Consider the following 24,911-nt stretch of genomic DNA (forward strand, 5'->3'; position numbering starts at 1 on the left):
TTTCGCTGTTGAAGTCGTGCAAAATAGTCAGAAGCCGGAAGGGGCAGAGATGGACAAATCATCAGTCGTCTATGATGACTTCGCAAGAATTGACATCAAGATCGGCCGCATCGTTGCTGTTCAGCCATTCGAGCGTGCTCGCACCCCTGCCTACAAGGTGGAGGTCGACTTCGGTGAGTTTGGCCGGAAATGGTCGAGCGCGCAGATCACCAGCTATAGCACGGATGATCTGGTCGGGCGGCTCGTAGCCTGCGTCGTCAACATGCCGCCTCGCAACATCGCCGGTTTCCAGTCCGAGATCCTTATTCTCGGGGCACGCAACGGCTCCGGTGAGGTCAAGGTGCTCACGCCGACGCACGAGGTCGAAATCGGCGGTCAGGTTTTCTGAGAACGTAAGCTTTGGGCGCCTGCGCCGACTTCTCCATGCGAAGGGAAGAAAAAACATGAAAACCGCAGATTTCATCGTGATTGGTGGGGGGATCGCCGGCACCTCGATCGCATACGAACTGAGCCTGGCCGGCAAGGTCGTCGTGCTCGAAATGGAGTCGGCGGCCGGCTATCACTCGACCGGCCGCTCGGCCGCCGTCATGTCGGAAAACTACGGCCCCGCTCTCTGGAGCCGCCTCGTCACGGCGTCGCGGGCCTTCCTCGAAACGCCTCCCGACGGCTTCACGGACGTTTCGCTCGTCACTCCTCGCGGAGCATTGTTCCTCGCGCGCAGAGACGAACAGGCGCAATTGGCCCAGCAGGCCGACGAACTGGTCCGCAGGGGGGCGCAGGTCGAGCTGACCACTGCGGAGGAGGCGCTGCGGTTCTGTCCTGTGCTCCGGGCGAGCGAGTTCGCCACCGCCATGTACGAACAGGACTGCAAGGACATCGACACGAATGCGCTGCTTGCGGGTTATCTGAAAGCGCTGCGGGCGCGCGGCGGGCACTTCATCCCTGACGCTAAGGTCGAAGCGCTGACGCGTTCAGGCGGCTTTTGGAGGGTTTCGACGCTGCGCGGTGCGTTTGAGGCGCCTGTTATCGTCAACGCTGCCGGGGGCTGGGTTCAGCAAATCGCAGCACTTGCGGGCCTGTCCTACCGCAATGTCGTCCCGTTCCGGAGAACGGCGGTCGTTTTCGATCCGCCGGCAGGCAGCGCCATCCACACCTGGCCGATGACCTTCGACGTCGCAGAGACCTTCTACTTTAAGCCCGAGGCGGGGCGGATCATGGTCTCACCCGTCGACATGGCGCTGTCCGAGCCCTGCGATGCGCAGGCCGACGAGCTCGAGGTCGCGATCGCCATCGACAGGATTCATCGCTTCACTACGATGGAGGTGCCGAGGGTGACCCACAAATGGGGCGGGCTCAGAACATTTGCGCCTGACCATGAGCCGGTCATCGGCTGTGATCCCGAGCAGCCGAGCTTCATCTGGCTGGCCGGGCAGGGTGGTAACGGTGTGATGGCCGGTGCTGCAGCTGCAAGGCTGGCCGCGAGCTTTGCGCTGAACGCCGCGATCCCCGCCGATATCGCTGCGCTCGGGATCACGGCCGAGAACGTCTCGCCAGGCCGGTCCTGCGTGATCGACCCTTCCGCCGATGCGCCTGTCGTCGGCACGCTCGAAGCGTTCGAATGATCGATCCGTCTAAGACATATTGACGAAAGGGAGAGCCATGTCTGCAAGCCACCGCAAATCCGAAGAACTGCTTGCCGCACGTAACAGCAACATTCCCAGGGGCGTGCTGACTGCTCATCCGATCGTCGTCGATCGCGCTGAGGGCGCTTACCTCTGGGACACGGAGGGGCGTCGCTATCTCGATTTCGTCGGCGGGATAGGCGTCATCAATGTCGGCCACAACCATCCGCGCGTGGTCGCTGCCGTGAAGGCGCAGCTTGAGCGCGTCACGCATACGGCGTTTCAGGTTGCAGCATACGAGCCGTATATCGCGCTGGCCGAGCGGCTCAACAAGCTGGTCGGCAAGGGCGACGCGTACAAGACCGCTCTGTTTACGACCGGCGCGGAAGCGGTCGAGAACGCGGTCAAGATTGCGCGCGGCTTCACCGACCGGCCGGGCATCATCTCGTTTCGCGGCGGGTTCCATGGCCGCACCCTCCTTGGTGTGACGCTCACCGGGTTCGCCCAGCCCTATAAGCAGAATTTCGGCCCCTTCGCGCCCGAGGTCTTCCACTCCGCTTATCCCGACAGCTATCGCGGCATCTCTTCGGATGACGCGCTCGCGGCTCTCGAGGAGGTCTTCGCGACCGAGATCGCCGCCGATCGTGTTGCGGCCATCATCATCGAGCCGGTTCAGGGCGATGGCGGCTTCCTGCAGGCGCCCGTCGAGTTCATGCGGGGGCTGCGCGACATCACGCAGCGCCATGGCATCGTCCTCATCGCGGACGAAATCCAGACCGGGTTCGGGCGCACCGGCAAGCTGTTTGGCTTTGAGCATTCCGGCATCCAGCCTGATCTGGTGACGGTGGCCAAGAGCCTCGCGGGCGGCTTTCCGATCTCCGGCGTGGTCGGCAAGGCCGAGATCATGGACGCCCCGACGCCCGGCGGTCTCGGTGGCACCTATGGCGGCAACGCCATTGCGTGTGCGGCGGCGCTTGCCGTCCTCGATGCCTTCGAGCAGGACGGGCTCGTCGAGCGCGCGGCCGCGCATGGCGCGAAGCTCTCCGCCGCCCTCGAGGCCTTAAAAGTGCCCCACTCGGATATCGGCGTGGTCCGCGGTCTCGGCTTCATGCGCGCCATCGAGTTCGTGACCGATGGCGACACGAAGAAGCCCGATGCGGATCGGGCGCAGCAGGTCATGGAACGGGCTCGCGAGCGCGGGCTCCTGGTGATCAAGTGCGGCGTCCACCGCAACATCGTCCGCTTCCTCGCGCCGATCGTCATTTCCGACGAAGACCTCGACGAGGCCATGCGCATCCTCGCCGACGCGCTCGACGCGGATAAGGTTTCCGCCGCGGCTTGATGCCGGTCCACCGATCCTGACGCGGGGCTTGCCCCGCGTCAGGATCGTTTTCTCGGCGGCCGATCGAACGCCGACTCGATTGCCAATCCCGAGGCACCCATGCGCGCCATCTTCGTCGACTGCACGCCTGAACTCTCGCGCGTCATTGAACAGGGCGGTTTGCCCATTCCGGCGACGGTCGCGATCAACGAGGGCAGCCCCACGGAGGACGAGTTGACCGTTCTGTGCAAGGCGGCCGAGGTCGTCCTCGTCGAGCACACGGTCGTTCCGCCTACCGTTCTCGATGCCTGCCCGACCGTGCGGGCGATCATCTTCATGGGAACCGGCGCGGGAACCTATGTCGACCTGGAGGATGCGGCGAGACGAGGCGTCAAGGTCTACACCACGCCCGGATACGGTGATCGATCGATCGCCGAACACGCATTCGCGCTGATGTTCTGCGCCGCGCGCGAAATCACCGCGATGGATCGCGGCATCCGCGCCGGATCCTGGGTTCCGACTGGCGGGCGGCAGTTGAAGGGGGAAAAGCTGGCGGTCCTCGGCCTGGGAGGCATTGGGACCTGCATGGCGGAGCTCGCGCAAGGAATCGGCATGGAGGTTGCGGCCTGGAATCGGACGCCGCGCGATCATCCGGCCTTCGTCGCCGAGCTCGACGACGCATTGACCGGCGCCAGCGTCGTCTCGCTTCATCTTTCGCTCAGCAGCGAGACGGCCGGTATCCTCGATCACCGCCGCCTGAGCCTTCCGAAACAAGGGTTCATCCTCGTCAACACGGCGCGCGCAGGCTTGGTCGACGAGACCGCTTTGATGCAGTTGCTGGCGGAGGGGCAGATCGGGCACGCCGCCCTAGACGTCTTTCCCGAAGAGCCGCTGACGCACGGAAATTCCTACCGAACTCTTGAAAACACCACCTTGACCGCACATGCGGCCTACATGACCGACGCCGCCTATCGAGAGCTGTGGCTGCGGACGCTGAAAGCCTACCAGGCGCTTTGATCGATCCGGCAGCCGGCTGGCGACTGCGTATCCGATAAGAACAGGGATGGAGCCCATGAAGATACTTGTGCCAGTGAAGCGCGTGGTCGACTTCAACGTGAAGATCCGGGTGAAGGGCGACGGTTCCGGGGTCGAGCTGGCCAATGTGAAGATGTCGATGAACCCCTTCGACGAGATCGCTGTCGAAGAGGCGCTGCGGCTGAAAGAAGCGGGCAAGGCGACCGAGGTGATCGTGGTCTCGGTCGGGCCGGCGCAGGCCGCCGAGACGATCCGCACCGGCCTCGCCATGGGTGCCGACCGCGGCATCCTGGTGAAGACCGACGCCGCCACCGAGCCGCTCGCCGTCGCCAAGCTCCTCAAGAAGGTCGTCGAGCAGGAGACGCCCGAGCTCGTCATCCTCGGCAAGCAGGCGATCGACGACGACTGCAACCAGACCGGCCAGATGCTCGCCGCGCTGCTTGGCTGGCCGCAGGGTACCTTCGCCTCGAAGGTGGTGCTCGACGGCGGTTCGGCCGACGTCACCCGCGAGGTCGATGGCGGCCTGCAGACCGTGCAGCTCAAGCTGCCGGCGATCGTCACCACCGATCTTCGCCTGAACGAGCCGCGCTATGCCTCGCTGCCCAACATCATGAAGGCGAAGAAGAAGCCGCTCGACGAGACCACGCCGGAGACGCTCGGCGTCGATGTCTCGCCGCGCCTCAAGGTGCTGAAGACGGCCGAGCCGGCCGGGCGCTCCGCCGGTGTCAAGGTGGCCAATGCCGCCGAACTCGTCTCCAAGCTCAAGACCGCCGGGGTGATCTGATGACCACGCTGCTGCTCGCCAAGCACGACAACAAGGCCCTCAACGAGGCCACCCGCAAGGCCCTGAGCGCCGCCAAGGATCTCGGCGCGCCCGTGCACGTCCTGGTCGCCGGCCTTAACGCCAAGGCCGTTGCCGAAGCCGCGGCCAAGCTCGACGGCGTCGAGAAGGTGCTGCTCGCCGACGATGCCTCCTATGAGCATCGCCTCGCCGAGCCGCTGGCCGCGCTGATCGTTTCGCTCGCCCCCGGCTATGACGCCCTCGTCGCGCCCGGCACCACCACCGGCAAGAACGTGATGCCGCGCGTCGCCGCCTTGCTCGACGTGATGCAGGTCTCCGAGGTGACGAAGGTCGTCTCGGCTGACACCTTCGAGCGGCCGATCTATGCCGGCAACGCCATCCAGACCGTGCAGTCCGCCGACGCCAAGAAGGTGATCACCGTGCGCGGCGCCTCCTTCCAGGCGACCGGCGACGGTGCTGCCTCTGCCCCGATCGAGGCTGTCTCGGCGGCGGAAAACCCCGGCAGTTCGTCCTTCAAGGGCGAGGAGGTCGCCAAGTCCGACCGGCCGGAGCTGGCCTCGGCCAAGATCATCGTCTCGGGCGGGCGCGCGCTCGCCTCGGCCGAGAACTTCGCCAAGGTGATCGAGCCGGTGGCGGATCGCCTCGGCGCTGCCATGGGCGCCTCGCGCGCCGCGGTCGATGCCGGCTACGCCCCGAACGACTGGCAGGTCGGCCAGACCGGCAAGGTCGTCGCCCCCGAGCTCTATGTCGCGGTCGGCATCTCCGGCGCGATCCAGCACCTCGCCGGCATGAAGGATTCGAAGGTCATCGTCGCCATCAACAAGGACGAGGAAGCGCCGATCTTCCAGATCGCCGACTACGGCCTCGTCGGCGACCTCTTCACCATCCTGCCCGAGCTCGACAAAGAGCTCGAAAAGGCCGGAATTTAAAGGATCGTTACCGGGCGGCTCGTATGCAGCTGCCCGGTCGCTTCGCCGAATATCCTGACAACAATCGCGCGGCCCGGCTGCAAGCTTTCCGACCCGGATCGATCACCGACGTGCTTACCCCGCCTTGCGAATGCATCGAAGCAACCCAAGGGCGTTAGTATTCCGCTTGTCCCTGGATTGCTTCGCTGCTGCGATCCTCTCAAGGGCGCTCGATCGATCGGAAAGTGTTTCAGCCGCCCTGGCAGAGCGCTGCGTTAACGGCAGCTCCGATACGTCTCATGTCACGGGATGACGACCTTGCCCGGGTTCATCGTTCCATTCGGATCCAGTACAGCTTTGATGCGCCTCATAAGGTCGATCTTGCCCTGCGCCGCATAGCGCTCCAGCAAGTCCATCTTCACCCGCCCGATTCCGTATTCGGCGCTGAAGGTGCCCTCCATTGCGGCAGCGAGCCGGTAGATCATGGGAGACACGTTGCGTTCGAACCGGCTTTTGAACGGCCCGGCCTGGGCGCCGGGAGGCGCGACGACGTTGAAATGCACATTTCCGTCGCCGATATGGCCATAGACCGAGAGAATGGCTCCCTCCGTATCCCTCTCGACGATCTTCGAGGCAGTCTGGATGAAAGCCGCAAGCCTCGAGGTGCGCACTGCGATATCGTGCTTCACGGAGCCGCCATGATGCACCTCGGCTTCCGGGATGTTTTCCCGCAGATGCCAGAAGTCTGCTGCCTGCTGCCCGCTCGCAGCGATAGCTCCGTCGACCACCAGACCACGCTCGAAAAGTTCGCCGAGGAGGCTGGTGACCGTCTCTTCGAGATTGAGCACAGGCGAGGCGGTTGCCGCCTCGAGCAGGACATAGTGCGCGCTTCTGGCCTTTAGCGGATGACGCAAATCTTTCCTCGCATCGAGAAGCAGTTTCAACGAGGCATCGGAGATGTATTCGAACGAAGTGATCGACTCACCGGTCTGACGTTGGGCGAGGCCCAGGATATCGGCGAGACTTGTGATGTCGTCGATGGCGATGAAGGCGGTGATTGTCTGACGCGGCTTGCGCGCGAGTTTGAGCGATACGGCCGTGATGATCCCGAGAGTGCCCTCAGCTCCGATGAAGAGCTGCTTGACGTCGTAGCCCGAATTATTCTTCCGCAGCGGGCTGAGTTCGCTGTAGAGGCTGCCATCTGGCAGAACGACCTCCAGTCCGAGGACCAGGTCGCGAGCCATCCCGTAACGCAACACCGAAATACCACCGGCATTGGTCGAGAGATTTCCTCCAATCCGGCAGGATTGTTGGGAGCCGAGCGCGAGAGGCAACAGAAGATCGGCTTCGGACGCCGCTCGCTGGAGTTCGCTGAGAATGATGCCTGCCTCGGCGCAGACCGACAGATTGGCTCGGTCCAACTCGCGCAGCCTGTCCATCCTTTCGAGGCTCACGACAAGCTCGTCTCCGCGGTCGCTCGGCGTGGCCGCCGTACAATAGCTCGTATTGCCGCCCTGCGGGACCAGTGGAACGCCCAATTCGGCGCAGCAGCGGACGACCTCTTGCACCTCGTCGGCGTGCCGCGGCCGCAGAACCGCTCGCGTGTTCCCAACATATTGCCGGCGGAAGTCGGTCGTGTAGCCCGCGATGATATCCTGATCGCTCGTGACGATGTCCGGTGACAGTCGTGCGAGCACTTGTGCGATGGCATCCATGTCTGGGCTTTCCTGAGTGCAGCGGCATTCTGATCAGGCCGACCGAGCACGCCGATAATTGGCAGCCGAACGGTGCCGGCTGCGACGGAACTCACGGCTCAATTGTTACTGAACGAGGGTCTTCAGCGGGACGCTGCCGCGATCGAGTATCGTCTTGATTACGATATAGCTGAAGTATTTCTCAACGCCGATGTTTCGTTCAAGTATCGATTCCATGAGTTCCTGATACTTGGCGACAGTTTTTATCGTGAATCTCAGGAGATAGTCGTATCCTCCACTGATCAGGTGGCATTCTTGAAGGGCGTCGTATTTGCGAATCTCGGATTCGAACTTGATGAAATCCTCGCGTCGATGGTCGTTCAGCGTCACTTCGGTGAAGACGGTGATATGCTCGACGAGTTTGGACAACTGGATGCGGGCGCCGTAGCCGATGATATATCCGGCGTCTTCCAGTCTTCTCAGGCGCGTGAGGCAGGGGCTCGGCGACAAGCCCACTGCATCGGCCAGATCGACAATGGTCAGTCGGCCATTCTGCTGAAGCTGCGCGAGAATGTTGATATCGATACGATCCAGCTTTGGTGCACCAGTCATTCTCGCGCAACCCTGTTCTCGTTATGCCCGGAGAGCTTCCTGGTGAGCCTTTGCCAGGTCAGCCATGCTGTTGAACCGGAAGTCAAACTTCGGCATGTCACCTGGATGCATGGTTGCGCCGAAGCCCTCCTGGTCGTATCGGCGATAGATCCAGCAGGAAGCCAAGCCGTGCCGGTTCGCCGGGCCGTGATCATGGAACATGCTCTCGGCGGTGTGCAGGATCTCGTGCTTCTGGATGCCCAGGGTTTCGAGCTTCTTGATCATGTACTCGAAATTGCGGTCCGACGGCTTGTAGGAGCCGGCGTCTTCAGCCGTGTAAATGGCGTCGAACTCGACCTGCAGCTTCTTGTTGCTGGCGGCAAAGCTCTCATTGTCGACGTTGGACAGGATGACCAGCTTGTAGTGCCGCTTCAGATACTGGAGAGCCCCAGCCGAGTCGGTGAACGCCGGCCAGTTCTTCACGGATTTCCCGTACGCGACGCACTCGTCCCATGAAACCGGGAGATCCCATTCTTCGGCCAGTCGCTTGTACACGATAGGCAGGAGGTCACGGTAGTTCTTGGCCGGCGTCTGCAACTGCTGGGAAGATTCGTGACGGGCATGCGCCTCGAGCACCTGGTCGCGCGTCAGCGGTGTCGCCAGCCGACTTGTCAAAGGCTTGAGGCCTTCGAACATGCCCGATTCCCAATCGATCAGCGTGCCATAGCAGTCGAAGGTGAGGGCTTTGAAGTCTGTAAGTTTCATGAGCCTGGGGTCCTGTTCTCGGTAGAATAAACGGTGAGCAAAAAGGTCTGCCGCAGGGCGTGAGCGTGGTGTTGCAGCGGTTCGTTGACGGACTTGTGGTCCGCGGAGTATCTCCCGCACCGCAGCCGGCATCTCTTGAACGCCATCATTGTGCCCTGGATGGCGCGGCAATTGCCGCAAAACCGGCGTGCGCGATCCGCAAGTCCCACTGAATGCGAACCGGGAATCGATAAGATTTGCCGGGTCGTCCGCACTCACGCTCGACCAGATGGTTGTGAGATTGTCGTGCATTTGCAAAGCGTTGGGGCAATTTCATTGGGCATCCCGCTTTAGGGGGGCGTTGCAATGAAGGCTGTGCCCGGCTTTTTTTGCCGTAGAACTTTGCGCTTCTTCAATTGCCCAGAGCGCCCGCTCGTTTTGAAGAAATAGTGGAACGGCAAGCTGGGCGAGCATGCTGAATTGAACGGCAGTTTCCTGGTCGAACTGATTGGCGCGCCCGAGAATATTAAGTGACCCCACGGTCCTGCCGCGCCAGCGCGCCGGAATATTCATGACGCTCTCGCAGCCTATCGCCCATAGCGCTTCGTAGTCGGAGAAGACGGATTGGAGATCGACCCGGCTGTTTCCGATGTAGTGGACACCACTGGCTATGATGCGATCCGCCCAAATTCCGGAAGGGAACGGTTTGGATCCGCCGGAGGGGCAAACATCTTCCCTGTTCGAATAGAGGCGTGTCATAATCTCGCCGTCGTAGTCAAAGCGAAGACAGGTGAACAGGATGTGGTCGAAGAGATTCCGTGATCTCTCTTCAAGTATCGCAAAAGCGCTCGCGGCATCGGGTGCTTGAGCAAGTGCCTTCGAGAAGGACGGCAGGCAGAAATCGACCGTCATTTGAAGATCAGCTCGGGTTCGGGCGCTATTCCTGAGCATTTCAGGAGTTCTTCTTTGGCGACATCGCGTAGAATCATCACGAGGCCCAGTGATAGGCCGCCTTCGATTCTCACCTGCCGCGGCGGAGAAAACGCGCCGCCGACACCGTTGATCAGCAGCGGATCGCAAAAGCCGAGGGGTCGCACGAGCCCTTTCAATCGCAGCAGCCGCGGGCCGAGGTGCCCGGTGATGTTTTCGATCCACTCACCGATCGCCTCCCAGGAGGCTGCCGGTGTCCAGCGCGCGAAGGCTATGGTGATGCGTGAAGGCTGTGGCTCGCCGGCTGAAAACTGTGACACGCGCGGGACAGTGCCCGCGGCTCGGGCAAATGCATCCCGCGCCCTGTCGTCCCGTCGAGACGAAATGACCTGGAAGGCCATGGGATTGAAGCTTCGCACCACGTCGGCCCGCTTCTGCCATTGCTCGGCTGGCACAATGTCGAGCTTCGTCAGCACGATGGATTGTGCTGCCGCGAGCTGGGCTGCGTAATGGGGAAGGAAATCATCCCCCTCGTTCGATTGCGACGCATCGAAGGTGCAGACGATCCGCAAGTTGAAACTCATCTGCCGGACCTGCCGAAGGGACGCCACGATCGGGCCCGGTTCGGCGAGACCGCTCGTCTCCAGAATGATCCTGCGCAGGGCACCCAGCCGCCTCTCGGCGCGAGCCAGCAGCAAGGCGTCGATGCCCTCCTGCAGGCTGCTTCCCAGCGAGCAGCAGATGCAGCCGTTGCTCAAGGTCGCGAGCGCGAGCTCACGATGGTCCGAGCCGATGACGGCTCCGTCGACATTCACCTCGCCGGCGTCGTTGATGATGACACCGGTATCAGTCGTTCCGCCAAGAGCGATATGATCAGACAGCAAGGTCGTCTTGCCCGACCCCAGGGGACCGGTCAGAAGCACGAATTCCGGAAGCGCGGGGACAGGGGGCTGGTTCATCAGGCGATGGCCCTTGCGGCCGACACCATGGTCTCGACGTCCACGAGTAGCTCCGCGGGGTCGTAGATCACGCCACCCTTGATGACTGTCTCGAGGCTCCGATCCCAGTCGATGGATGTCGATTCATCGTTGAGGCGCATCGCACCTGTGCCGTAGAGCAGCTTGAAATCGGTCAACGGGTTGGCGCGGTGGATCAGGATATCGGCGCGCTTTCCGATCTCCAGCGTTCCGGTATCCTGGTCGATGCCGAGCAGTTCCGCGCCCCAGGCGGTCGCGGCGCGCAGGACTTCCAGCGGCGTGAATCCGGCCTCTTGCAGCAGTTCCAGCTCGCGCACATAGCCGAAGCCATAGGTCTGGAACATGAAGCCCGAATCGCTGCCGACGCCGATGCGGCCGCCGCGATTCTTGTAGTCGTTGACGAAGCGCATCCAGAGCCGGAAGGTTTCGCGCCACTCGATCTCGTTCGTTGTCGACCAGCGATACCAGTAGGCTCCGTGCCCGCCGCGTTGCGGCTGGAAATAGGCCCACAGGGTCGGGTCAGTGAAACGCTCGTGCCAGTCGGCCCGGCGCGTGCGCATGAGATCGCGATTGGCGTCATAGACGTTGAAGGTCGGAACGAACCAGTGGCCGGCTTCGAGGAAGCGGGCGAGGACCGCGTCCCATTTGGCCGAGCCGGGCCGCGCCGCCTGCATGAAGGTCTGTCCCGCCGCAGAGAAGCGCAGATATTCGTCGCCATAGTCGTAGTCGGCGGGAAAGGCCTGCAGCGTCTGGTCCTCGAGCAGGGTCTCGGGAATGCCGTATGAATGTTCGGTGCTCGTCAGGCCCCAGCTTGCCGTCTGCAGCGGGTTCATCCGGCCAACCGCGAGCTGGGCGTGGTGGCAGCAGCTGCGTAGACCAAGCTGCGCGCATCTATCGAGCGCCGCCTTCATCAGGGCAGGGGGGGCGCCGAAGAATTTCACGCCGTCGGCGCCAGCCGCTTTCACACTCTCGACCCAGGTGACAGCCTGTTCCGGCGTATGCAGGCTCCGGACGTAGTCGGACGTCGCGGGAAATGGCGCATAGGCGAGGATATTCGGTGCGTCGATGCGGTTCCGCTCGACAGCCGCCTTCTGTTCGAGTGTCCAGGACAGGCCGTTGAAACATCCCGTTTCACGGATCGTCGTGACGCCATGCGCCAACCAGAGCTTGTAGACATAGTCGGCGGATGGTTGCGGGCCGTTCTTCGCATGGAAGGGGGCACCGATATGGGCGTGGCAGTCGACCAGCCCCGGCGTAAGGAACCTGCCCGAGCAGTCGATCTCGAGAACCTCCTCCGGCCGTGGCGCGGGCGTCTGGAACTTAGCCTTTCCGGCCTTCGCAAGGCCGATGATTCGCCCGTTCTCGATGAGGAGGTCGGCCGGGCCCCAGGGTGGGGCTCCCGTTCCATCGATGATGCGGGCGTTGGCGAGCCTGATGTAGCGATGCGGCCCCTGACCCCGCTGCCTCTCTGTCGCCGGCTTCAACGCCGGTAGCCCCGCTTCGGCGAACATGACCGCAAATTCGTCGCCGGCGGCACAGGTCGTCTTGCCTTCGTTCGTCACTGTCCCGCCCTCACTGCGACGGGGGCGGTCATGGCGGCGCCGGGCACCTCGGCGCCGGCACGGTCGTTCTTGAGGCTGAGCAACCCCTGCGGCCGAACCTGCATGATCACGATGAGCGCGACCGCAATCGCGAATTCCCGCAGCGAGGCGATCTGCACCGCGCTGAGGCCGGGGATCAGTTCGGCGGCGAAGCGCGAGGATTCCAGGATGGTCATGACCGCGAACGACCCGAAGATCGCGCCCGCCAGCCGGCTGTACCCGCCTGCCGTCACGGCAAGGAAGATGTAGATCGTCAGCTGGACTACGAAATTGTCCGGCGAGATGTAGCTGGTGAAATGGGCGTAGAGCGCGCCCGCTAGCCCGAATAGGCCGGCGCCGATGCCGAACGCCTGGCATTTCAGGCGCAGCACGCTCTTGCCGGCAACAGCCGCCACCTTCTCGTCGTCGCGGACCGCGCGCAGTGCCCGGCCGAACGGGCTGCCCAGCACGCGGGCGAGAAGCCAGACCGCTAGCAGGACGATGCCCCAGGCGAGAGCGAGGTAGAACCAGGGATAGATCTCTCCGAGCGTCTGTTTCAGCGGAGCGCGAATGCCGGAGATGCCGTCGCTTCCTCCGGTCAGCCAGCGCTCGTTGAGCTCGACCAGACGCAGGCCTTCGCCGAAGCCAAGCGTCACGATCGCAAGGTAGTCCCCTCTCAGCGTTCGCGTGAGCAGGCAGAACCCGATCCCGATCGTTGCGGCGAGAAGGGTCCCCGCCACCCAGCCGAGGCCGATCGGCGCGCCGACTGCCGTCAGCAGTGCCGAGCAATATGCCCCCAGTCCGAAGAAGCCGACGAGGCCGAGATTGACCATGCCGCCCTGGCCCCAGCTCACCACCAGGCCGAGTGAAAGGAGCGCGTAGATGGCGGTCAGCGTTGCGATGAACAATAGATAGGAGGTCATTTTCTGACTCCGGCAGCGCCCGCGAAGAGGCCTGTGGGTTTGACCAGCAGGATGACCAGGATCGCGAGGAACGCCGTGAGGGATTGATAGACGGGCGGCATCGCGACCAGGGCGACTTCGCCGATGACCCCGATCAGCAGGGCGCCCAGAACCGCTCCGTAGAGGCTGGTCAAGCCGCCGAGGACGCTCGCCGCGAAGATGACGAGGATCAGGCGCGAGCCGGTCGAGGGATCGACGCTGGTGTCGATCGCCAGCAGCGATCCGCCGATGCCGGCCAGGCCCATGCCGAGGAATGTCGCGAGGTTCGACAGGCGCCGCGGATCGATCCCCTTCAATCGGGCCAGATCGCTATTGTCCGCGACTGCGCGCATCGCCTTGCCCCAGCGCGTGAGCGAGAAGAAGGCGGCAAGGGCGACCGCGATGACCAGGGCCGTGATGAGGTTGCGCAGCTGCTGCGGGCCGACGCTCAGGCCCCAGATTTGCAGGTTTCGCTCGATCGGCAGATCGAAGCTGTTGAGATTGCTGCCGAAGATGAAGCGCAGGCCGTTCTCCATCGCCAGGTTCAGGGCGATAGAGACGACGGCGAGCATCAAGGCGGTATGGCCGCCGGGCTGGCGTCGTATAGGTGCCAGGGCGATGCGGTCGGTGGCGATACCCAGCAGACCGGGTACCGCGAAGGCGAGAGCGAGCATCGGGATGTGAGACCAGCCGAGATAGGAACCGGTCAGCCAGGCCGCATAGGCTCCCACCGTCATCTGGGCCGCGACACTGAAGTTGACGAAGCCTTGGACCGAGAAGATCAGCGTCAGGCCCAGCGCCGGGAGCGAGATCAGCGCCCCCAACACCAGTCCGTTCAAGACGTATTGCGTGAGTTCAGTGAGCACGGTTCACCCAATCCTCGAAGGTCAAGCGACCTTCAGAAGGGCCATCTTCCCCTTCTGAGCCTGCTCGTACCGGAAGAAGACACCCTCGACGTCGCCATTGGCGGCGAAGGCGAGAGGACCGCTCGCGCCGTCGTAGTTGATCGGCTTCTTGTCGGCGATCAGCTTGAGCGCGGCTGCGGCGTTGTTGAGCTTTTTACCCCTCTCATCCTGCGAGATCGCGCGAACATTGTCTCGAACCACAGTGCCATTTGGCGAGGACGCGGCCGCGCGGGCGAGGGCAAGGGCCGTGAGAACGACATGGTCGTAGACTTGGCAGGAATAGCTGTCGAGCGCCGGCTTACCCAATTTGTCGACCAGGCTCTTGTAAGCGGTCGAATCGACGGAGGCGGACGGGACTAGGGAGGCGGTGCCTTCGGACACCTCCTGGGGCACGCTGTCGGCGAGGACCGGATTGACGCCGAAGGAGAAGCCGACCTTCCTGCCGGCATAGCCGGCCCGGTAAAGATCCTTCAGCACGACGGCCGTATCCGGCACATAGCCGCCGAGGACGATGACATCGGGGTTCGTCCGCAACGCCTGATCGACTTCGGTGCGATAGCTGGCGCGCTTGTCCTCGTAGATCAGGCCCTGTCCGGTGCCGCCGGCTTCTTTGAAGAGCTTCGAGATGATGTCGATATAGGATTGGGCGAAGGGTGTCTGCGGGCCCAGGAAGAACATCTTCTTGGCACCGAGTTCGAGCGCATATTGGCCGACGCGCGTTCCCTGCAACGTAACGGTCGGCGACGTCCGGAAAATGTAGCCGTCGTGAGGCGTCTTCGTGATGCTGTCCGCACCGGACGAGGTGAACAGCGCGGTCTTGCTTTCGTAGCAGAGCGGCGCGATCGCCGAGGTGACGGCGGAGGCGTAGGATCCGCCGATCGAGACGACCTTGTCGACGTCGATCAACTTGCGAGCGGCGCGAACCGCCGCCTCCGGATTGCTCTGATCGTCCTCGATGAGCACCTCGATCAGTCGACCTCTGATGCCGCCGGCTGCATTGATCTCGTCTACCGCGGTCTTGGCGGCAGCGCTCATCGTCGCGCCGAACTGGCTGGTCGCTCCCGTAAGGGGAATGATGATGCCGATCTTGATGCGCCCTGCGCCCTGCGCCATCAGCGCCTTCGGCCAGAGAGCGAGCGAGGCGGCACCGGCAGCGCCGGTCAGGAGTTGACGTCGGTCAAGCATGTGCATGGTAGTCCCCCTTTTTTGATTGGTTGGCCGAGGCTTGGTGTTGTTCTCGCCGACCCAGAAACAGGTGGCGGACCTCGTCATCGGCGAGCAGCGACGCTGCCGTTTCCTCGCGGATCTTGCGTCCCGCCACTAGGACGAGGCCTTTGGTGCCGTACTCGAGTGCCAGAAGCGCGTTCTGCTCGACCATGAGGACGGTCAAGCCGCTCTTCGCGAGGTCGCGCACCAGCTCGAAGATTTCGTCGGCGGCGGTCGGCGACAGTCCCGCGGTTGGCTCGTCGAGCAGCAGCACGCTGGGATTGGTCATGAGGGCGACGCCCATCGCCAACACCTGGCGTTGACCGCCGGAAAGGTTGCCGGCTTTTTCGCGAAGCTTGGATTTCAGCAGCGGAAAGCGCGACACCTGCTCGTCGATGCGCTCCTTCATCCCCCGGCGCAGCAGATACCCGCCCATTTCGAGGTTTTCGCGCACGGTCAGGCTCGAAAAGACGTTGCGCTCCTGCGGCACGAAGCTCATGCCCTTGCTGCAGGCGATCTGGGCGTTGCCCGGCGGTATGGCCTCGCCCTGCAGGCGGACCTCGCCTTCGGTCGGCGTCAGCAGGCCGGCGACGAGCTTCAGGAAGGTGGACTTTCCGGCGCCGTTCGGTCCGATGATCACGGCGAGATCACCGGCCGCGACCTCGAGATCGATGCCCTTGACGATCTCTTCGGCATTCGGATAGCCGCCGCGCAGGGTCTTGATGGCGAGATCGGTCATTGGCGCCTCAGCCCCAGATAGCTTTCCTGGACCTCCCGGTTCGATGCGACCTCTACGAAGGTGCCACGGGTCAGAAAGCGCCCGCCGGCCATGACGATGATCTCGTCGCAAAGACGCTCGATGAGCTCCATTTCGTGTTCGATCAGAACGATCGAAATGCCGCTCTTGCGGATCGTCACGAGATGATCGGCGATCTCCTGGACGAGCGTCGGATTGACGCCGGCCATGGGCTCGTCAAGCAAGATCAGCTGGGGCTTCGCTAGGAGAACCCGGCCGATCTCGAGGAGCTTCTTCTGCCCGCCTGAGAGCTGTGTCACGAGATTATCGACGACATGGGAAAGCTTGAGGTGCCTTGCCATGTCGAGTGCCGCGTCGCGAAGCTCCTCTTCGTCATGGCGTAAGCAGCGGCCGCCAACCACGGCCTGCAACAGGCTCTCGCCGCGCTGCCGCGGGCCGTAGAGCATGAGGTGCTCGAACACCGTCATGTTCTCGCAGCCACGGGCGAGCTGGAAGGAGCGGACCAGCCCGGCGCGGGAAATGGCCTCGGGCGATGCCCGCGAAATATCCTCGCCGCGAAACCTGACCGACCCGGAGGCTCCGGTGAGCAATCCGGACACGCAGTTGAAGAGCGTTGTCTTTCCCGCGCCGTTGGGGCCGATCAGCCCGGTCGTGATGCCGGATTTGACCTGGAACGATGCGCCATCGAGCGCCCGGACTCCCCCGAAATGAATCCTGAGATCAGCGATCTCCAATAGCGGCTCTGTCATTGCTGCCCAACACGTCGTTCCCCGCGAGCTTCGGCTTGTCAGCCTGCTCTTCTGATTGGCGTGCGATCCAGCCGCTCGGGCTGGTGCATGCCTTAACGATTTATGACGCTATGCTACCTAAACACTTACTGCTATAGGTGTTGAGCACTTAAGTGTTCGACGGGTTGTCGTCAGCCGATGCAGCGGCGAGGTCGCAACGATGGATGTGGACTACGAGAAGGCCTTCGAGAACTCGCCGGTAGGGCAGGCGATCGGCAGGAACCGCGTCATCGTGGCGTGCAACCAGATGTTCAGGCGGATTTTCCGCGGCACAGTTGAGGATTTTGTCGGAAAGACCTTTGAGCGCCTGTATCCGACGCAGACCGATTTCGAGCAGACCGGGCAGCGTGTCGGCGCGTTCCTCGCCCACGACAGCACCTACAGCGATGATCGTGTGATGCGCCGACTCGACGGTGATCTGTTCTGGATACGGGTGCGCGGCTTCACTTACACGCCGGAAGACTCGCATGCGCACACGCTGTGGGTTTTCACGGAACTGTCCAAAGGGCCCGCGTCGGGACAGTCATTGAGGTCGTCCCTGACCGCGCGCGAGCGTGATGTCGCAACGTTGCTTATTGAAGGAAAAACGGGGAAGGAGATAGCGAAGGCACTTGAAATAAGTCATCGTACAGTTGATATCTATAGGAGTCGGCTTCTTCGTAAATACAACGTATCCAAAACTGCCGAACTGATAGATTATCTTCTGCAGGGGTAGACAAATATGGTGATGTTGCCTGGATTTAATGCACTGTCGGCGCCTCGAAATTAGGCGAGCCATCGATGCGGCCGTCGGTTCATGTCGGAATTGCCAATCGCAACCCGGCCCGGCGGGCGGTTGCCGGCTGCGCTCACAGCGGATGCGCCAAGGAGGCCAGCGAGCCGACGAAGGCGATCATCCGCGCCGCGACGGAGGGGCGCTTGTCCGGTACGGTCGCGACCTGGGCAGCTGGCTGGGGCGTGCGAAGCGTAGCTGGACGTGGCGGTGGCGAGATCGCCACGACCAAAGGCTCTCTGCGCAGTCTTGCTGCGGCCGCGTGAACAGGTTTCGGCGCCTGCGTCGCTGACCTGGCAGCCGCGGTTAGCGTAGGTTTGTATCCAACCTGCCCGGTCCCTGCGCCATCGCTCCAGCTTGCGGAAGCGAGAGCCATGTCGTGGTCGGCTCCGGTTGCCATGGACCACTGCGCTTGCGCGAGGGCCTCGGCGAAGCGGGGCGTGGCCGGCGTGCTGCCGGGCAGCCTGTCGACGATTTTCCCGGACACGCTGCGCTCAGCGGCGACGGGGGTGGGGACGGGCTGCGGAGTGGCCGGCGTGTCGGTACCGAGCCTGCCGAGGGCAAGCGACAAGGCGACCCTGGCCAGGATCGATGCCGACAGCGTCGATGAGCGGTGATTGCGGGTGATGGCGAACATGACTGTCCCGTTCGATCTCTCGGGACGTTCGCCGGAGGCTCGGGCGAAAAGCCGGCGCCAATGTTGCTGAATGTTTCGGAGGCGTTGAAACTTGTAAGCGCTCAGGCGCCAGTGGACGGCGGAGACGCCCGGTGGGCCGGCAGGGCGATGCGGACCAGCAGGCCACGCGAAAGGTTGTCGTGCAGCGTCAACTCGCCGTCATGGGCGGCCACGATCGACCGGGCGATGGCAAGGCCGAGGCCGAAGCCCTCCGAGCCGATCCGCCCGCGTGCCTCGTCGCCGCGCATGAATGGTTCGAGCAGGCGCGCGCGGTCGCCCTCGGGAATGCCGGGCCCGTCATCGCCGACTTCGATCAGCAGCGTTCCCACCTCCTCGCGCAGCCGGAGGCGAACCTCGCGACCATAGCGCACGGCATTCTCGACGAGATTGGTCAACGCACGCTCGAACTGGTGGGGGCTCCCGACGAAGACCGCCTGCCGCGGGCCGTCATAGCGGACATCCTGGCCCATATCGCCGAATTCGTCGGCGATCGTCTGCAGCAGGCTGGAGAGATCGAAGGCCGCGCGCTGCTCCTGGCCACCCGCATCCCGCAGATAGGACAGCGCGCCCTGGACCATCGCGTCCATATGCTCCAGGTCGCGCGTGAGCTGGCCGCGCAGGGCATCGTCCTCGATGAACTCGACACGCAGCCGCATGCGCGTGATCGGCGTGCGCAGGTCATGGCTGATCGCCGCGAGCATGCGCGTGCGGTCGGCGAACAAGGTGTGGATGCGGTCCCTCAGCCTGTTCAGGGCGCGCGCCGCGGTGCGCACCTCGACCGGCCCTTCCTCGCGTAGCGGCGACGGATCGCGGTCGATCGAGAACTCCTCGGCGGCGGTGGCGAAGCGGGCCAGCGGCGCGCTGATGCCGCGCGAGGCCCACAGGCTCAAGGCGCCGATATTGAGCCCGATCAGGATGATCGTGGCGATCACCAGAAGCGGGATCGGGCGCGGCGGCGGCGTCCCCAGAGCGCCGGGCGCGAGCGCGACATCGAGGCCGGTCCCGTCCGGAAGGCCGATCGAGAAGGAGCGCGGCTGCTCCTCTCCATCCGCCATCTCTGGCGACGCGACGCGAAAGCTGCTGCCGAGACGCTGCGCCAGCCCGTCGACCTCGCGCAGATGCGAGTTCGGTGCGGCGGAGCCGGGCCCGTCCGATGTCGGCGTGAACCGGAAGCGCGCGTCGGCCCTGTTCGCAGCCTCGATGACGCCCGGGCGCAGCTCCGCCGGCGCCTGCGCGACGATCCTGGCGATGGTGGCGATGCTCTCGAGCGCCGGAGGACCCGGGCGGTTGCGCGGCGACTGCACGATCAGGGCTCCGGCCAGGAGCAGATAGAGCAGGGCGATGACGCTGAGCACCAGCAGCGCGATCTGGCTGCCGATCCGGGCAGGCAGGCGAAACGGCCAGCTCATCGCCGCTCGACGGTCGCGGTGAAGAGATAGCCGCCGGAACGGATGGTCTTGATCAGGTCCGGTTCGCGCGGCTCGCGCTCGATCTTCTGGCGCAGCCGGCTGATCAGGATGTCGATGCTGCGCTCGAACGGAGCAGCCGTGCGGCCCCGAGTGAGATCGAGCAGGACATCGCGCGAGAGCACGCGGCCCGGCCGCTCGCAGAAGGCACGGAGCAGGTCGAACTCCGCGCCCGTGACCGCGACGCGGACCTGGTCGGGGTTGGTCAATTCGCGATTGTTCGCGTTCAGCGTCCAGCCATGGAAGACGAAGGAGCCGGGCGGCTCGTCGGGATCCGGTTGCCCGCCGCCCTGGCGGCGCAGCACCGCCCGGATCCGGGCCAGCAGCTCGCGCGGGTTGAAGGGCTTCCCGAGATAGTCGTCCGCCCCCATTTCGAGGCCGATGATCTTGTCGACGTCCTCGCTGCGGGCGGTGAGCATGACGATCGGCACGGCCGTGCTCTGCCGCAGCCTGCGGCAGAGCGAGAGCCCGTCCTCGCCAGGCAGGTTGAGATCGAGCACGATCAGATCGAAGCGACCGTCCCGCAGCGCCCGGTCCATCTCGCGCCCGTCGCGCGCGACCGCCGTCCGCATGCCGTTCTGGGACAAATAGCGCGCGACCAGAGCACTGATGTCGCGATCATCCTCGACGATCAGGATATGCGCCGATGCATTCACGTGGATGTCCGGTGCCTCAAGTGAAACGAGCATATCGAAGCCGCCCCCGTTGTGCAGCCATCATTGCGGTCCTGCTCGATCGGTCACGCGTGGCACCGGGCAGCCGCTGAGTCTGCAGGTCGCGACGATGAAGTGAAACTCGACATGGCGCCTCGGCAATTGTGCTGCCCGCAGGATAGACCTGTCGTGTTTCCGCCATGCCGGACGCGTGTTGCCGGATCGTTTCAATATGTTTCTGAAGAGGCCTTTCCAGTTTAAGCCTTTGTTTTAAGGCGTTTTCTTCACGCTAATCGGCATCCAGCTCGCTCGGAAATGCTCTAGACCTCCTGCGCGTCCAGCCTGCGATAGAGCGGCAGGGCGAGCGGCGCGATCCGGCGGATCAGGCCCTGCAAGGGCTGCGGCTTCGGCGTCGAGAGCGGCAGGCCCAGTGTCTCCAGCGCCGTTCCTTGGATCGCTTTCGCCAATTCGCGGCCGAGCGAGATCGACAGCGCGACCGCGCGGCCATTGCAGCCGACCCAGCCGAAGCCGTTCGGACCGAGCTGGTGGATGCGCGGATAGCCCGGCACCTGCGGCTGCAGCAGGTTGTCGGGGGTCATCCCGACATAGCCGGACCAGACATAGTCGAACGCGACATCGCCGAGCTGCGGCCAGAGCCGCTTCAGCCGCGCCGCGACCGTCGGGCGCAGATTGGCGCCGCCGGCTCCCGGCAGGATCGCGGCGCCGCCGGTGACCAGGCGGTTGCGGGCGTCCCAACGGGCGAAATAGAGTTCGCGATGAGTATCCGACATCGCCTGCCGGCCGGGGATGACGGTCTTGGCGATGTTGTCGCTGACCGGCCTGGTCGCCATCTGCCAGGACAGGACGGGGATGACCTCATTGGCGATCTCCGGAGCGAGGCCGGGCTCGAACTCGCCGGTATAGGCGTTGGTCGCCAGCACGAGCGCGCGCGCCGTCACCGAGCCCTTCGCCGTCGTCACCACCCAGCGGCCGTTCTGGTGCGCCATGCTCACGGCCGGCGAACGCGCATGGATGGTCGCGCCGAGCTTGAGCGCTACCTCGGCGAGGCCGCGGGTCAAAGCGAGCGGGTTGATATGGCCGCCCGTACGGTTCCAGAAGCCGCCGAACCAGGCATCCGAGCCGAGCATCTCAGCTGCGGCGGCACGATCGAGCAGTTCGACCGGCGCGCCGATCGCCGACCATTCCCGGACGCGCTTCTCGGCGAGCTTGAAGCGGCCCGGTGAATGCACCGGCTGGATCCAGCCAGCCTGCTCGGCTTCGGCCGGGATCTCGTATTTCCGCACGAGCTCGAAGAGATATTGCGCGGCGTCGCGCAGCACGGCGTTGAAGCGCTCGCCGGCCTCGCCATGCCGGGCGGTCATCGCGGAGGGGTCATGGCCGGCGAGCGTCGGGATGACCTGGCCGTTATTGCGGCCCGAGGCGCCCCAGCCCGGCTCGGCCGCTTCCAGGACGGTGACGCCGACCCCGCTCTCGCGCAGATGGATCGCGGTCGAAAGCCCGGTGAAGCCGGCACCGATCACCACGACATCGCTCTCGACCGCGCCTTCCAGCGTCCCGAGCACGGGGCCGGGCTGGGCCGTCGCTGCCCAGAGCGAAGGCGGCCAGGTGACGGGGGAGGGGGCAGTCATCGGCGGCGTCTTTCGGCTGGGAAGGGATGAGCGCAGTCCCTTGGGACGAGCACGCTCCTATCCTTGCCGCCAGGACCGCCAGCCTGCAAGTAGGTCCTTCCCGGCTGTTCATCTGTCGGAGAACAGTTTTCTATCTTGTTGGCTTGAAACGAATGATTTCTACCAAATTTCGGCTTCGCTGCTCGTGTTCTTGAAAATACTATTCTCCCGACGCTATGTCTGCGGCGCAGCGGGGGTTGCAGGAAACGCCATCCCGGAGCGGTTGCGCCCCTCTCTGCGTTCGGATGAACTCTCCTTCCGTTGGGTTCTGATCATAAGGGGGCGTCATGCCGCTCAAGCATATTCTCGGCCTCGACCACGTCGTGGTGACGGTTCGTGATCTCGACGCCTCGGCCCGGCAATGGCAGAGCCTCGGTTTCACCGTCTCGCCGCGCGGCACGCATTCGGCGATCCTCGGCAGCGGCAACTACACGATCATGTTCGGCGACGACTATGTCGAGTTGCTCGGCATCCTCGCCGAGACCGAGCACAACAAGCCGACCCGCGACTTCCTTCGGGAGCGCGAGGGCATCGAGCGGGCCGCCTTCACCACCGATGATGCCGCCGCCGGCGCGGCCGAGCTCAAGAGCCGCGGCCTCGAGCCGCTCGGCCCGGTCCATTTCGGCCGCCCGGTCGATCTGCCCAATGGCGGCAAGGGCGAGGCCAAGTTCAACGTCTTCCGCTGGCCGCTCGACGAGACTCCCGGCAGCCTGCGCATCTTCGCCTGCCAGCACCTGACCCGCGAGACGGTTTGGATCCCCGAGCTGCAGAGCCATGCCAACGGGGCGAGCCGCATCATCCGCGTCGAGGTGCTCGCGGCGGATGCCAAGGCCGCAGCCGAGCATCTGAGCCGGCTGATCGACGAGCCGGTGAAGCAGCAGGACGATGGCTGGCTGGTGCCGTCGGGCGGCAAGCGCGCCGACTTCCTGTTCTACGATGCCGCCGGCCTCGCCCGGCGCTATCCCGATGCGGTGCGGGCCGGCGCGGCGCCTGCGGGCGCCGTGGCGATCGTGCTGGCAAGCGCGGATCTCGACGGCGCCGCCAAAGCGGTCGGCTCGGTCGGTGTCCACCATGGTGCGGCACTCAGCGTTCCCGCCGCGTCGGCCAATGGCCTGATCGTGAGCTTCCTGCCGCAATAGTGCGGTTTTCCCGTTTCCGAGAGCGGCCCCGTCGCATTGACGGGGCCTTGTGACGACCGCATCGTGCCGAGCCTGCACGCCGGCCCAGGAGATCATCCATGGACATGACCCGCCGCGCCGCGCTGATGACCAGCGCCGCCATCGCCTCCAGCGTGCTGTTCCCGATGCGCTCCTTTGGCCAGGAAACGCCGCGCAAGGGCGGCGTCTTCACCGTCCACTACGGCGCCGAGCAGCGCCAGCTCAATCCGAGCCTGCAGGCCTCGACCGGCGTCTACATCATCGGCGGCAAGATCCAGGAGCAGCTGGTCGATCTCGACGCCAAGGGCCAGCCGGTCGGCGTCCTCGCCGAGAGCTGGGAATCGTCGGCCGACGGCAAGACCATCACCTTCAAGCTCCGTCCCGGCGTGACCTGGCATGACGGCAAGCCCTTCACCTCCGCCGACGTGCAGTACACGGCGATGGAGATGTGGAAGAAGATCCTGAACTACGGCTCGACGCTGCAGCTCTTCCTCACCGCGGTCGATACGCCCGACCCGCTGACGGCGGTGTTCCGCTATGAGCGCCCGATGCCGCTCAACCTGCTGCTGCGCGCGCTGCCGGACCTCGGCTACATCTCGCCGCGCCATCTCTACGAGGGCAAAGGCGACATCCGCCAGAACCCGGTCAATCTCGCGCCGGTCGGCACCGGACCGTTCAAGTTCGTCCAGTACGAGCGTGGCCAGCACGTCATCGCCGAGCGCAACCCGAATTACTGGCGCGCCAATGCGCCCTATCTCGACCGGATCGTCTGGCGCGTGGTCACCGATCGCGCCGCCGCCGCCGCCCAGATGGAAGCCGGGCAGATCCATTACAGCCCGTTCTCGGGCCTGACGATCTCGGACTCGGCCCGCCTCGGCAAGGATCCGCGCTTCATCGTCTCGACCAAGGGCAATGAGGGCAATGCCCGCACCAACACGATCGAGTTCAATTTCCGCCGCAAGGAGCTCGCCGACATCCGCGTCCGGCGTGCCATCGCGCATGCGCTCGACATCCCGTTCTTCATCGAGAACTTCCTCGGCGACTTCGCCGAGCGCGGCACCGGGCCGATCCCCTCGGTCTCGACCGATTTCTATCCGGCCGACAACGGCCCGCAGTATCCGTTCGACAAGAAGCTCGCCGCCAAGCTGCTCGACGAGGCCGGCTTCAAGCCCGGTGCCGGCGGGACACGCTTCTCGCTGCGGCTGCTGCCGGCGCCCTGGGGCGAGGACATCTCGCTCTTTTCCACCTTCATCCAGCAGTCGCTCGCCGATGTCGGCATCAAGGTCGATATCGTCCGCACTGATGGCGGCGGCTTCCTGAAGCAGGTCTATGACGACCATGCCTTCGACCTCGCCACCGGCTGGCACCAGTACCGCAACGATCCTGCCGTCTCGACCACTGTGTGGTACCGCTCCGGCCAGCCCAAGGGCGCGCCCTGGACCAACCAGTGGGACTGGACCGACCCGACCATCGACAAGATCATCGACGATGCCGCGACCGAGGTCGATGCGGCCAAGCGCAAGGCGCTCTATGGCGACTTCGTGCGGCGCGCCAACACCGAGTTGCCGATCTGGACGCCGATCGAGCAGATCTTCCTGACCGTGATCAACGCCAAGGCCCGCAACCACTCCAACACGCCGCGCTGGGGCTCCGCCTCCTGGCACGATCTGTGGCTGGCGGAGTGACCTCTCCGCTCAT

The 24,911-nt window shown here is 64.2% G+C and carries 24 protein-coding genes; 9 read left to right on the forward strand and 15 right to left on the reverse strand.

Annotated elements, in window-relative coordinates:
• Window positions 1-49: 49 nt before the first annotated feature.
• From AC3WLC_RS29815 to AC3WLC_RS29840, 6 genes are all read left to right on the forward strand, one after another.
• Entirely contained in the window at window positions 50-388 is a 339-nt protein-coding gene (locus AC3WLC_RS29815) for a tRNA-binding protein (RefSeq protein WP_493687521.1), read from the forward strand.
• A gap of 55 nt (window positions 389-443) precedes the next feature.
• On the forward strand, window positions 444-1,622 hold the full coding sequence (locus tag AC3WLC_RS29820) for an NAD(P)/FAD-dependent oxidoreductase (RefSeq protein ID WP_493687522.1): 1,179 nt from the start codon (window positions 444-446) through the stop codon (window positions 1,620-1,622).
• A gap of 37 nt (window positions 1,623-1,659) precedes the next feature.
• On the forward strand, window positions 1,660-2,964 hold the full coding sequence (gabT, locus tag AC3WLC_RS29825) for a 4-aminobutyrate--2-oxoglutarate transaminase (protein ID WP_493687523.1): 1,305 nt from the start codon (window positions 1,660-1,662) through the stop codon (window positions 2,962-2,964).
• Between the two features lie 99 nt (window positions 2,965-3,063).
• A complete protein-coding gene (locus AC3WLC_RS29830) occupies window positions 3,064-3,960 on the forward strand; it encodes an NAD(P)-dependent oxidoreductase (RefSeq protein ID WP_493687524.1) in 897 nt (298 codons plus the stop codon).
• Window positions 3,961-4,015: 55 nt separating this feature from the next.
• Window positions 4,016-4,762 carry an electron transfer flavoprotein subunit beta/FixA family protein gene (locus AC3WLC_RS29835; RefSeq protein WP_493683537.1) on the forward strand — a complete coding sequence of 249 codons (747 nt, stop codon included), beginning with the start codon at window positions 4,016-4,018 and terminating at the stop codon, window positions 4,760-4,762.
• Window positions 4,762-5,709, forward strand: coding sequence for an electron transfer flavoprotein subunit alpha/FixB family protein (locus AC3WLC_RS29840; RefSeq protein WP_493687525.1), 948 nt, complete (start codon window positions 4,762-4,764; stop codon window positions 5,707-5,709). The genes AC3WLC_RS29835 and AC3WLC_RS29840 overlap by 1 nt, the downstream gene beginning before the upstream one ends.
• A gap of 281 nt (window positions 5,710-5,990) precedes the next feature.
• On the opposite strand, the gene AC3WLC_RS29845 is transcribed toward AC3WLC_RS29840, so the two are convergent.
• The 11 genes from AC3WLC_RS29845 to AC3WLC_RS29895 all read right to left on the reverse strand — a co-directional run bounded on the left by AC3WLC_RS29845 (window position 5,991) and on the right by AC3WLC_RS29895 (window position 16,747).
• The gene (locus AC3WLC_RS29845; RefSeq protein WP_493687526.1) at window positions 5,991-7,403 is read right to left on the reverse strand and encodes an FAD-binding oxidoreductase; all 1,413 of its coding nucleotides are present in this window, start codon (window positions 7,401-7,403) and stop codon (window positions 5,991-5,993) included.
• A gap of 105 nt (window positions 7,404-7,508) precedes the next feature.
• A complete protein-coding gene (locus AC3WLC_RS29850) occupies window positions 7,509-7,994 on the reverse strand; it encodes an Lrp/AsnC family transcriptional regulator (protein WP_493687527.1) in 486 nt (161 codons plus the stop codon).
• Between the two features lie 21 nt (window positions 7,995-8,015).
• The gene (locus AC3WLC_RS29855) at window positions 8,016-8,738 is read right to left on the reverse strand and encodes a haloacid dehalogenase type II (RefSeq protein ID WP_493687528.1); all 723 of its coding nucleotides are present in this window, start codon (window positions 8,736-8,738) and stop codon (window positions 8,016-8,018) included.
• 312 nt (window positions 8,739-9,050) lie between these two features.
• Window positions 9,051-9,629, reverse strand: coding sequence for a hypothetical protein (locus AC3WLC_RS29860; RefSeq protein ID WP_493687529.1), 579 nt, complete (start codon window positions 9,627-9,629; stop codon window positions 9,051-9,053).
• A complete protein-coding gene (locus AC3WLC_RS29865; protein ID WP_493687530.1) occupies window positions 9,626-10,606 on the reverse strand; it encodes a CobW family GTP-binding protein in 981 nt (326 codons plus the stop codon). Before AC3WLC_RS29865 ends, AC3WLC_RS29860 begins: the two co-directional genes overlap by 4 nt.
• Complete coding sequence (locus tag AC3WLC_RS29870) at window positions 10,606-12,186, reverse strand: amidohydrolase family protein (protein WP_493687531.1); 1,581 nt, start codon at window positions 12,184-12,186, stop codon at window positions 10,606-10,608. The genes AC3WLC_RS29865 and AC3WLC_RS29870 overlap by 1 nt, the downstream gene beginning before the upstream one ends.
• Window positions 12,183-13,127, reverse strand: coding sequence for a branched-chain amino acid ABC transporter permease (locus AC3WLC_RS29875; RefSeq protein ID WP_493687532.1), 945 nt, complete (start codon window positions 13,125-13,127; stop codon window positions 12,183-12,185). Before AC3WLC_RS29875 ends, AC3WLC_RS29870 begins: the two co-directional genes overlap by 4 nt.
• Window positions 13,124-14,011 (reverse strand): branched-chain amino acid ABC transporter permease, encoded by an 888-nt coding sequence (locus tag AC3WLC_RS29880; protein ID WP_493687533.1) that lies wholly within the window; start codon window positions 14,009-14,011, stop codon window positions 13,124-13,126. Before AC3WLC_RS29880 ends, AC3WLC_RS29875 begins: the two co-directional genes overlap by 4 nt.
• Window positions 14,012-14,032: 21 nt before the next feature.
• Window positions 14,033-15,235: an ABC transporter substrate-binding protein gene (locus tag AC3WLC_RS29885; protein ID WP_493687534.1), complete on the reverse strand. Its 1,203-nt coding sequence runs from the start codon at window positions 15,233-15,235 to the stop codon at window positions 14,033-14,035.
• Window positions 15,228-15,995: an ABC transporter ATP-binding protein gene (locus AC3WLC_RS29890; protein WP_493687535.1), complete on the reverse strand. Its 768-nt coding sequence runs from the start codon at window positions 15,993-15,995 to the stop codon at window positions 15,228-15,230. The genes AC3WLC_RS29885 and AC3WLC_RS29890 overlap by 8 nt, the downstream gene beginning before the upstream one ends.
• A complete protein-coding gene (locus tag AC3WLC_RS29895; protein WP_493687536.1) occupies window positions 15,992-16,747 on the reverse strand; it encodes an ABC transporter ATP-binding protein in 756 nt (251 codons plus the stop codon). The genes AC3WLC_RS29890 and AC3WLC_RS29895 overlap by 4 nt, the downstream gene beginning before the upstream one ends.
• A gap of 214 nt (window positions 16,748-16,961) precedes the next feature.
• Here AC3WLC_RS29895 and AC3WLC_RS29900 point away from each other — a divergent pair, with 214 nt between their 5' ends.
• A complete protein-coding gene (locus tag AC3WLC_RS29900) occupies window positions 16,962-17,516 on the forward strand; it encodes a helix-turn-helix transcriptional regulator (protein WP_493687537.1) in 555 nt (184 codons plus the stop codon).
• Between the two features lie 133 nt (window positions 17,517-17,649).
• Here AC3WLC_RS29900 and AC3WLC_RS29905 read toward each other — a convergent pair whose 3' ends face one another.
• From AC3WLC_RS29905 to AC3WLC_RS29920, 4 genes are all read right to left on the reverse strand, one after another.
• On the reverse strand, window positions 17,650-18,210 hold the full coding sequence (locus AC3WLC_RS29905; RefSeq protein WP_493687538.1) for a hypothetical protein: 561 nt from the start codon (window positions 18,208-18,210) through the stop codon (window positions 17,650-17,652).
• Window positions 18,211-18,311: 101 nt separating this feature from the next.
• On the reverse strand, window positions 18,312-19,658 hold the full coding sequence (locus AC3WLC_RS29910; protein WP_493687539.1) for an ATP-binding protein: 1,347 nt from the start codon (window positions 19,656-19,658) through the stop codon (window positions 18,312-18,314).
• Window positions 19,655-20,404 carry a response regulator gene (locus AC3WLC_RS29915; protein WP_493687540.1) on the reverse strand — a complete coding sequence of 250 codons (750 nt, stop codon included), beginning with the start codon at window positions 20,402-20,404 and terminating at the stop codon, window positions 19,655-19,657. The genes AC3WLC_RS29910 and AC3WLC_RS29915 overlap by 4 nt, the downstream gene beginning before the upstream one ends.
• A gap of 284 nt (window positions 20,405-20,688) precedes the next feature.
• On the reverse strand, window positions 20,689-22,017 hold the full coding sequence (locus AC3WLC_RS29920; RefSeq protein WP_493687541.1) for an NAD(P)/FAD-dependent oxidoreductase: 1,329 nt from the start codon (window positions 22,015-22,017) through the stop codon (window positions 20,689-20,691).
• A 326-nt stretch (window positions 22,018-22,343) separates the two neighbouring features.
• Between AC3WLC_RS29920 and AC3WLC_RS29925 the strand changes: the two genes are divergently transcribed.
• Window positions 22,344-23,195 carry a VOC family protein gene (locus AC3WLC_RS29925; protein ID WP_493687542.1) on the forward strand — a complete coding sequence of 284 codons (852 nt, stop codon included), beginning with the start codon at window positions 22,344-22,346 and terminating at the stop codon, window positions 23,193-23,195.
• Between the two features lie 98 nt (window positions 23,196-23,293).
• Window positions 23,294-24,898, forward strand: coding sequence for an ABC transporter substrate-binding protein (locus AC3WLC_RS29930; RefSeq protein ID WP_493687543.1), 1,605 nt, complete (start codon window positions 23,294-23,296; stop codon window positions 24,896-24,898).
• Window positions 24,899-24,911 lie beyond the last annotated feature (13 nt).

It is taken from the genome of Allobosea sp. GW821-FHT03A12, assembly GCF_058986765.1.

Coding starts and splice junctions, on each gene's coding strand:
- AC3WLC_RS29815 (WP_493687521.1), top strand. CDS start 50: ATGGACAAATCATCAGTCGTCTATGATGACTTCGCAAGAATTGACATC.
- AC3WLC_RS29820 (WP_493687522.1), top strand. CDS start 444: ATGAAAACCGCAGATTTCATCGTGATTGGTGGGGGGATCGCCGGCACC.
- gabT (WP_493687523.1), top strand. CDS start 1,660: ATGTCTGCAAGCCACCGCAAATCCGAAGAACTGCTTGCCGCACGTAAC.
- AC3WLC_RS29830 (WP_493687524.1), top strand. CDS start 3,064: ATGCGCGCCATCTTCGTCGACTGCACGCCTGAACTCTCGCGCGTCATT.
- AC3WLC_RS29835 (WP_493683537.1), top strand. CDS start 4,016: ATGAAGATACTTGTGCCAGTGAAGCGCGTGGTCGACTTCAACGTGAAG.
- AC3WLC_RS29840 (WP_493687525.1), top strand. CDS start 4,762: ATGACCACGCTGCTGCTCGCCAAGCACGACAACAAGGCCCTCAACGAG.
- AC3WLC_RS29845 (WP_493687526.1), bottom strand. CDS start 7,403: ATGGATGCCATCGCACAAGTGCTCGCACGACTGTCACCGGACATCGTC.
- AC3WLC_RS29850 (WP_493687527.1), bottom strand. CDS start 7,994: ATGACTGGTGCACCAAAGCTGGATCGTATCGATATCAACATTCTCGCG.
- AC3WLC_RS29855 (WP_493687528.1), bottom strand. CDS start 8,738: ATGAAACTTACAGACTTCAAAGCCCTCACCTTCGACTGCTATGGCACG.
- AC3WLC_RS29860 (WP_493687529.1), bottom strand. CDS start 9,629: ATGACGGTCGATTTCTGCCTGCCGTCCTTCTCGAAGGCACTTGCTCAA.
- AC3WLC_RS29865 (WP_493687530.1), bottom strand. CDS start 10,606: ATGAACCAGCCCCCTGTCCCCGCGCTTCCGGAATTCGTGCTTCTGACC.
- AC3WLC_RS29875 (WP_493687532.1), bottom strand. CDS start 13,127: ATGACCTCCTATCTATTGTTCATCGCAACGCTGACCGCCATCTACGCG.
- AC3WLC_RS29885 (WP_493687534.1), bottom strand. CDS start 15,235: ATGCTTGACCGACGTCAACTCCTGACCGGCGCTGCCGGTGCCGCCTCG.
- AC3WLC_RS29890 (WP_493687535.1), bottom strand. CDS start 15,995: ATGACCGATCTCGCCATCAAGACCCTGCGCGGCGGCTATCCGAATGCC.
- AC3WLC_RS29900 (WP_493687537.1), top strand. CDS start 16,962: ATGGATGTGGACTACGAGAAGGCCTTCGAGAACTCGCCGGTAGGGCAG.
- AC3WLC_RS29905 (WP_493687538.1), bottom strand. CDS start 18,210: ATGTTCGCCATCACCCGCAATCACCGCTCATCGACGCTGTCGGCATCG.
- AC3WLC_RS29910 (WP_493687539.1), bottom strand. CDS start 19,658: ATGAGCTGGCCGTTTCGCCTGCCTGCCCGGATCGGCAGCCAGATCGCG.
- AC3WLC_RS29915 (WP_493687540.1), bottom strand. CDS start 20,404: ATGCTCGTTTCACTTGAGGCACCGGACATCCACGTGAATGCATCGGCG.
- AC3WLC_RS29920 (WP_493687541.1), bottom strand. CDS start 22,017: ATGACTGCCCCCTCCCCCGTCACCTGGCCGCCTTCGCTCTGGGCAGCG.
- AC3WLC_RS29925 (WP_493687542.1), top strand. CDS start 22,344: ATGCCGCTCAAGCATATTCTCGGCCTCGACCACGTCGTGGTGACGGTT.
- AC3WLC_RS29930 (WP_493687543.1), top strand. CDS start 23,294: ATGGACATGACCCGCCGCGCCGCGCTGATGACCAGCGCCGCCATCGCC.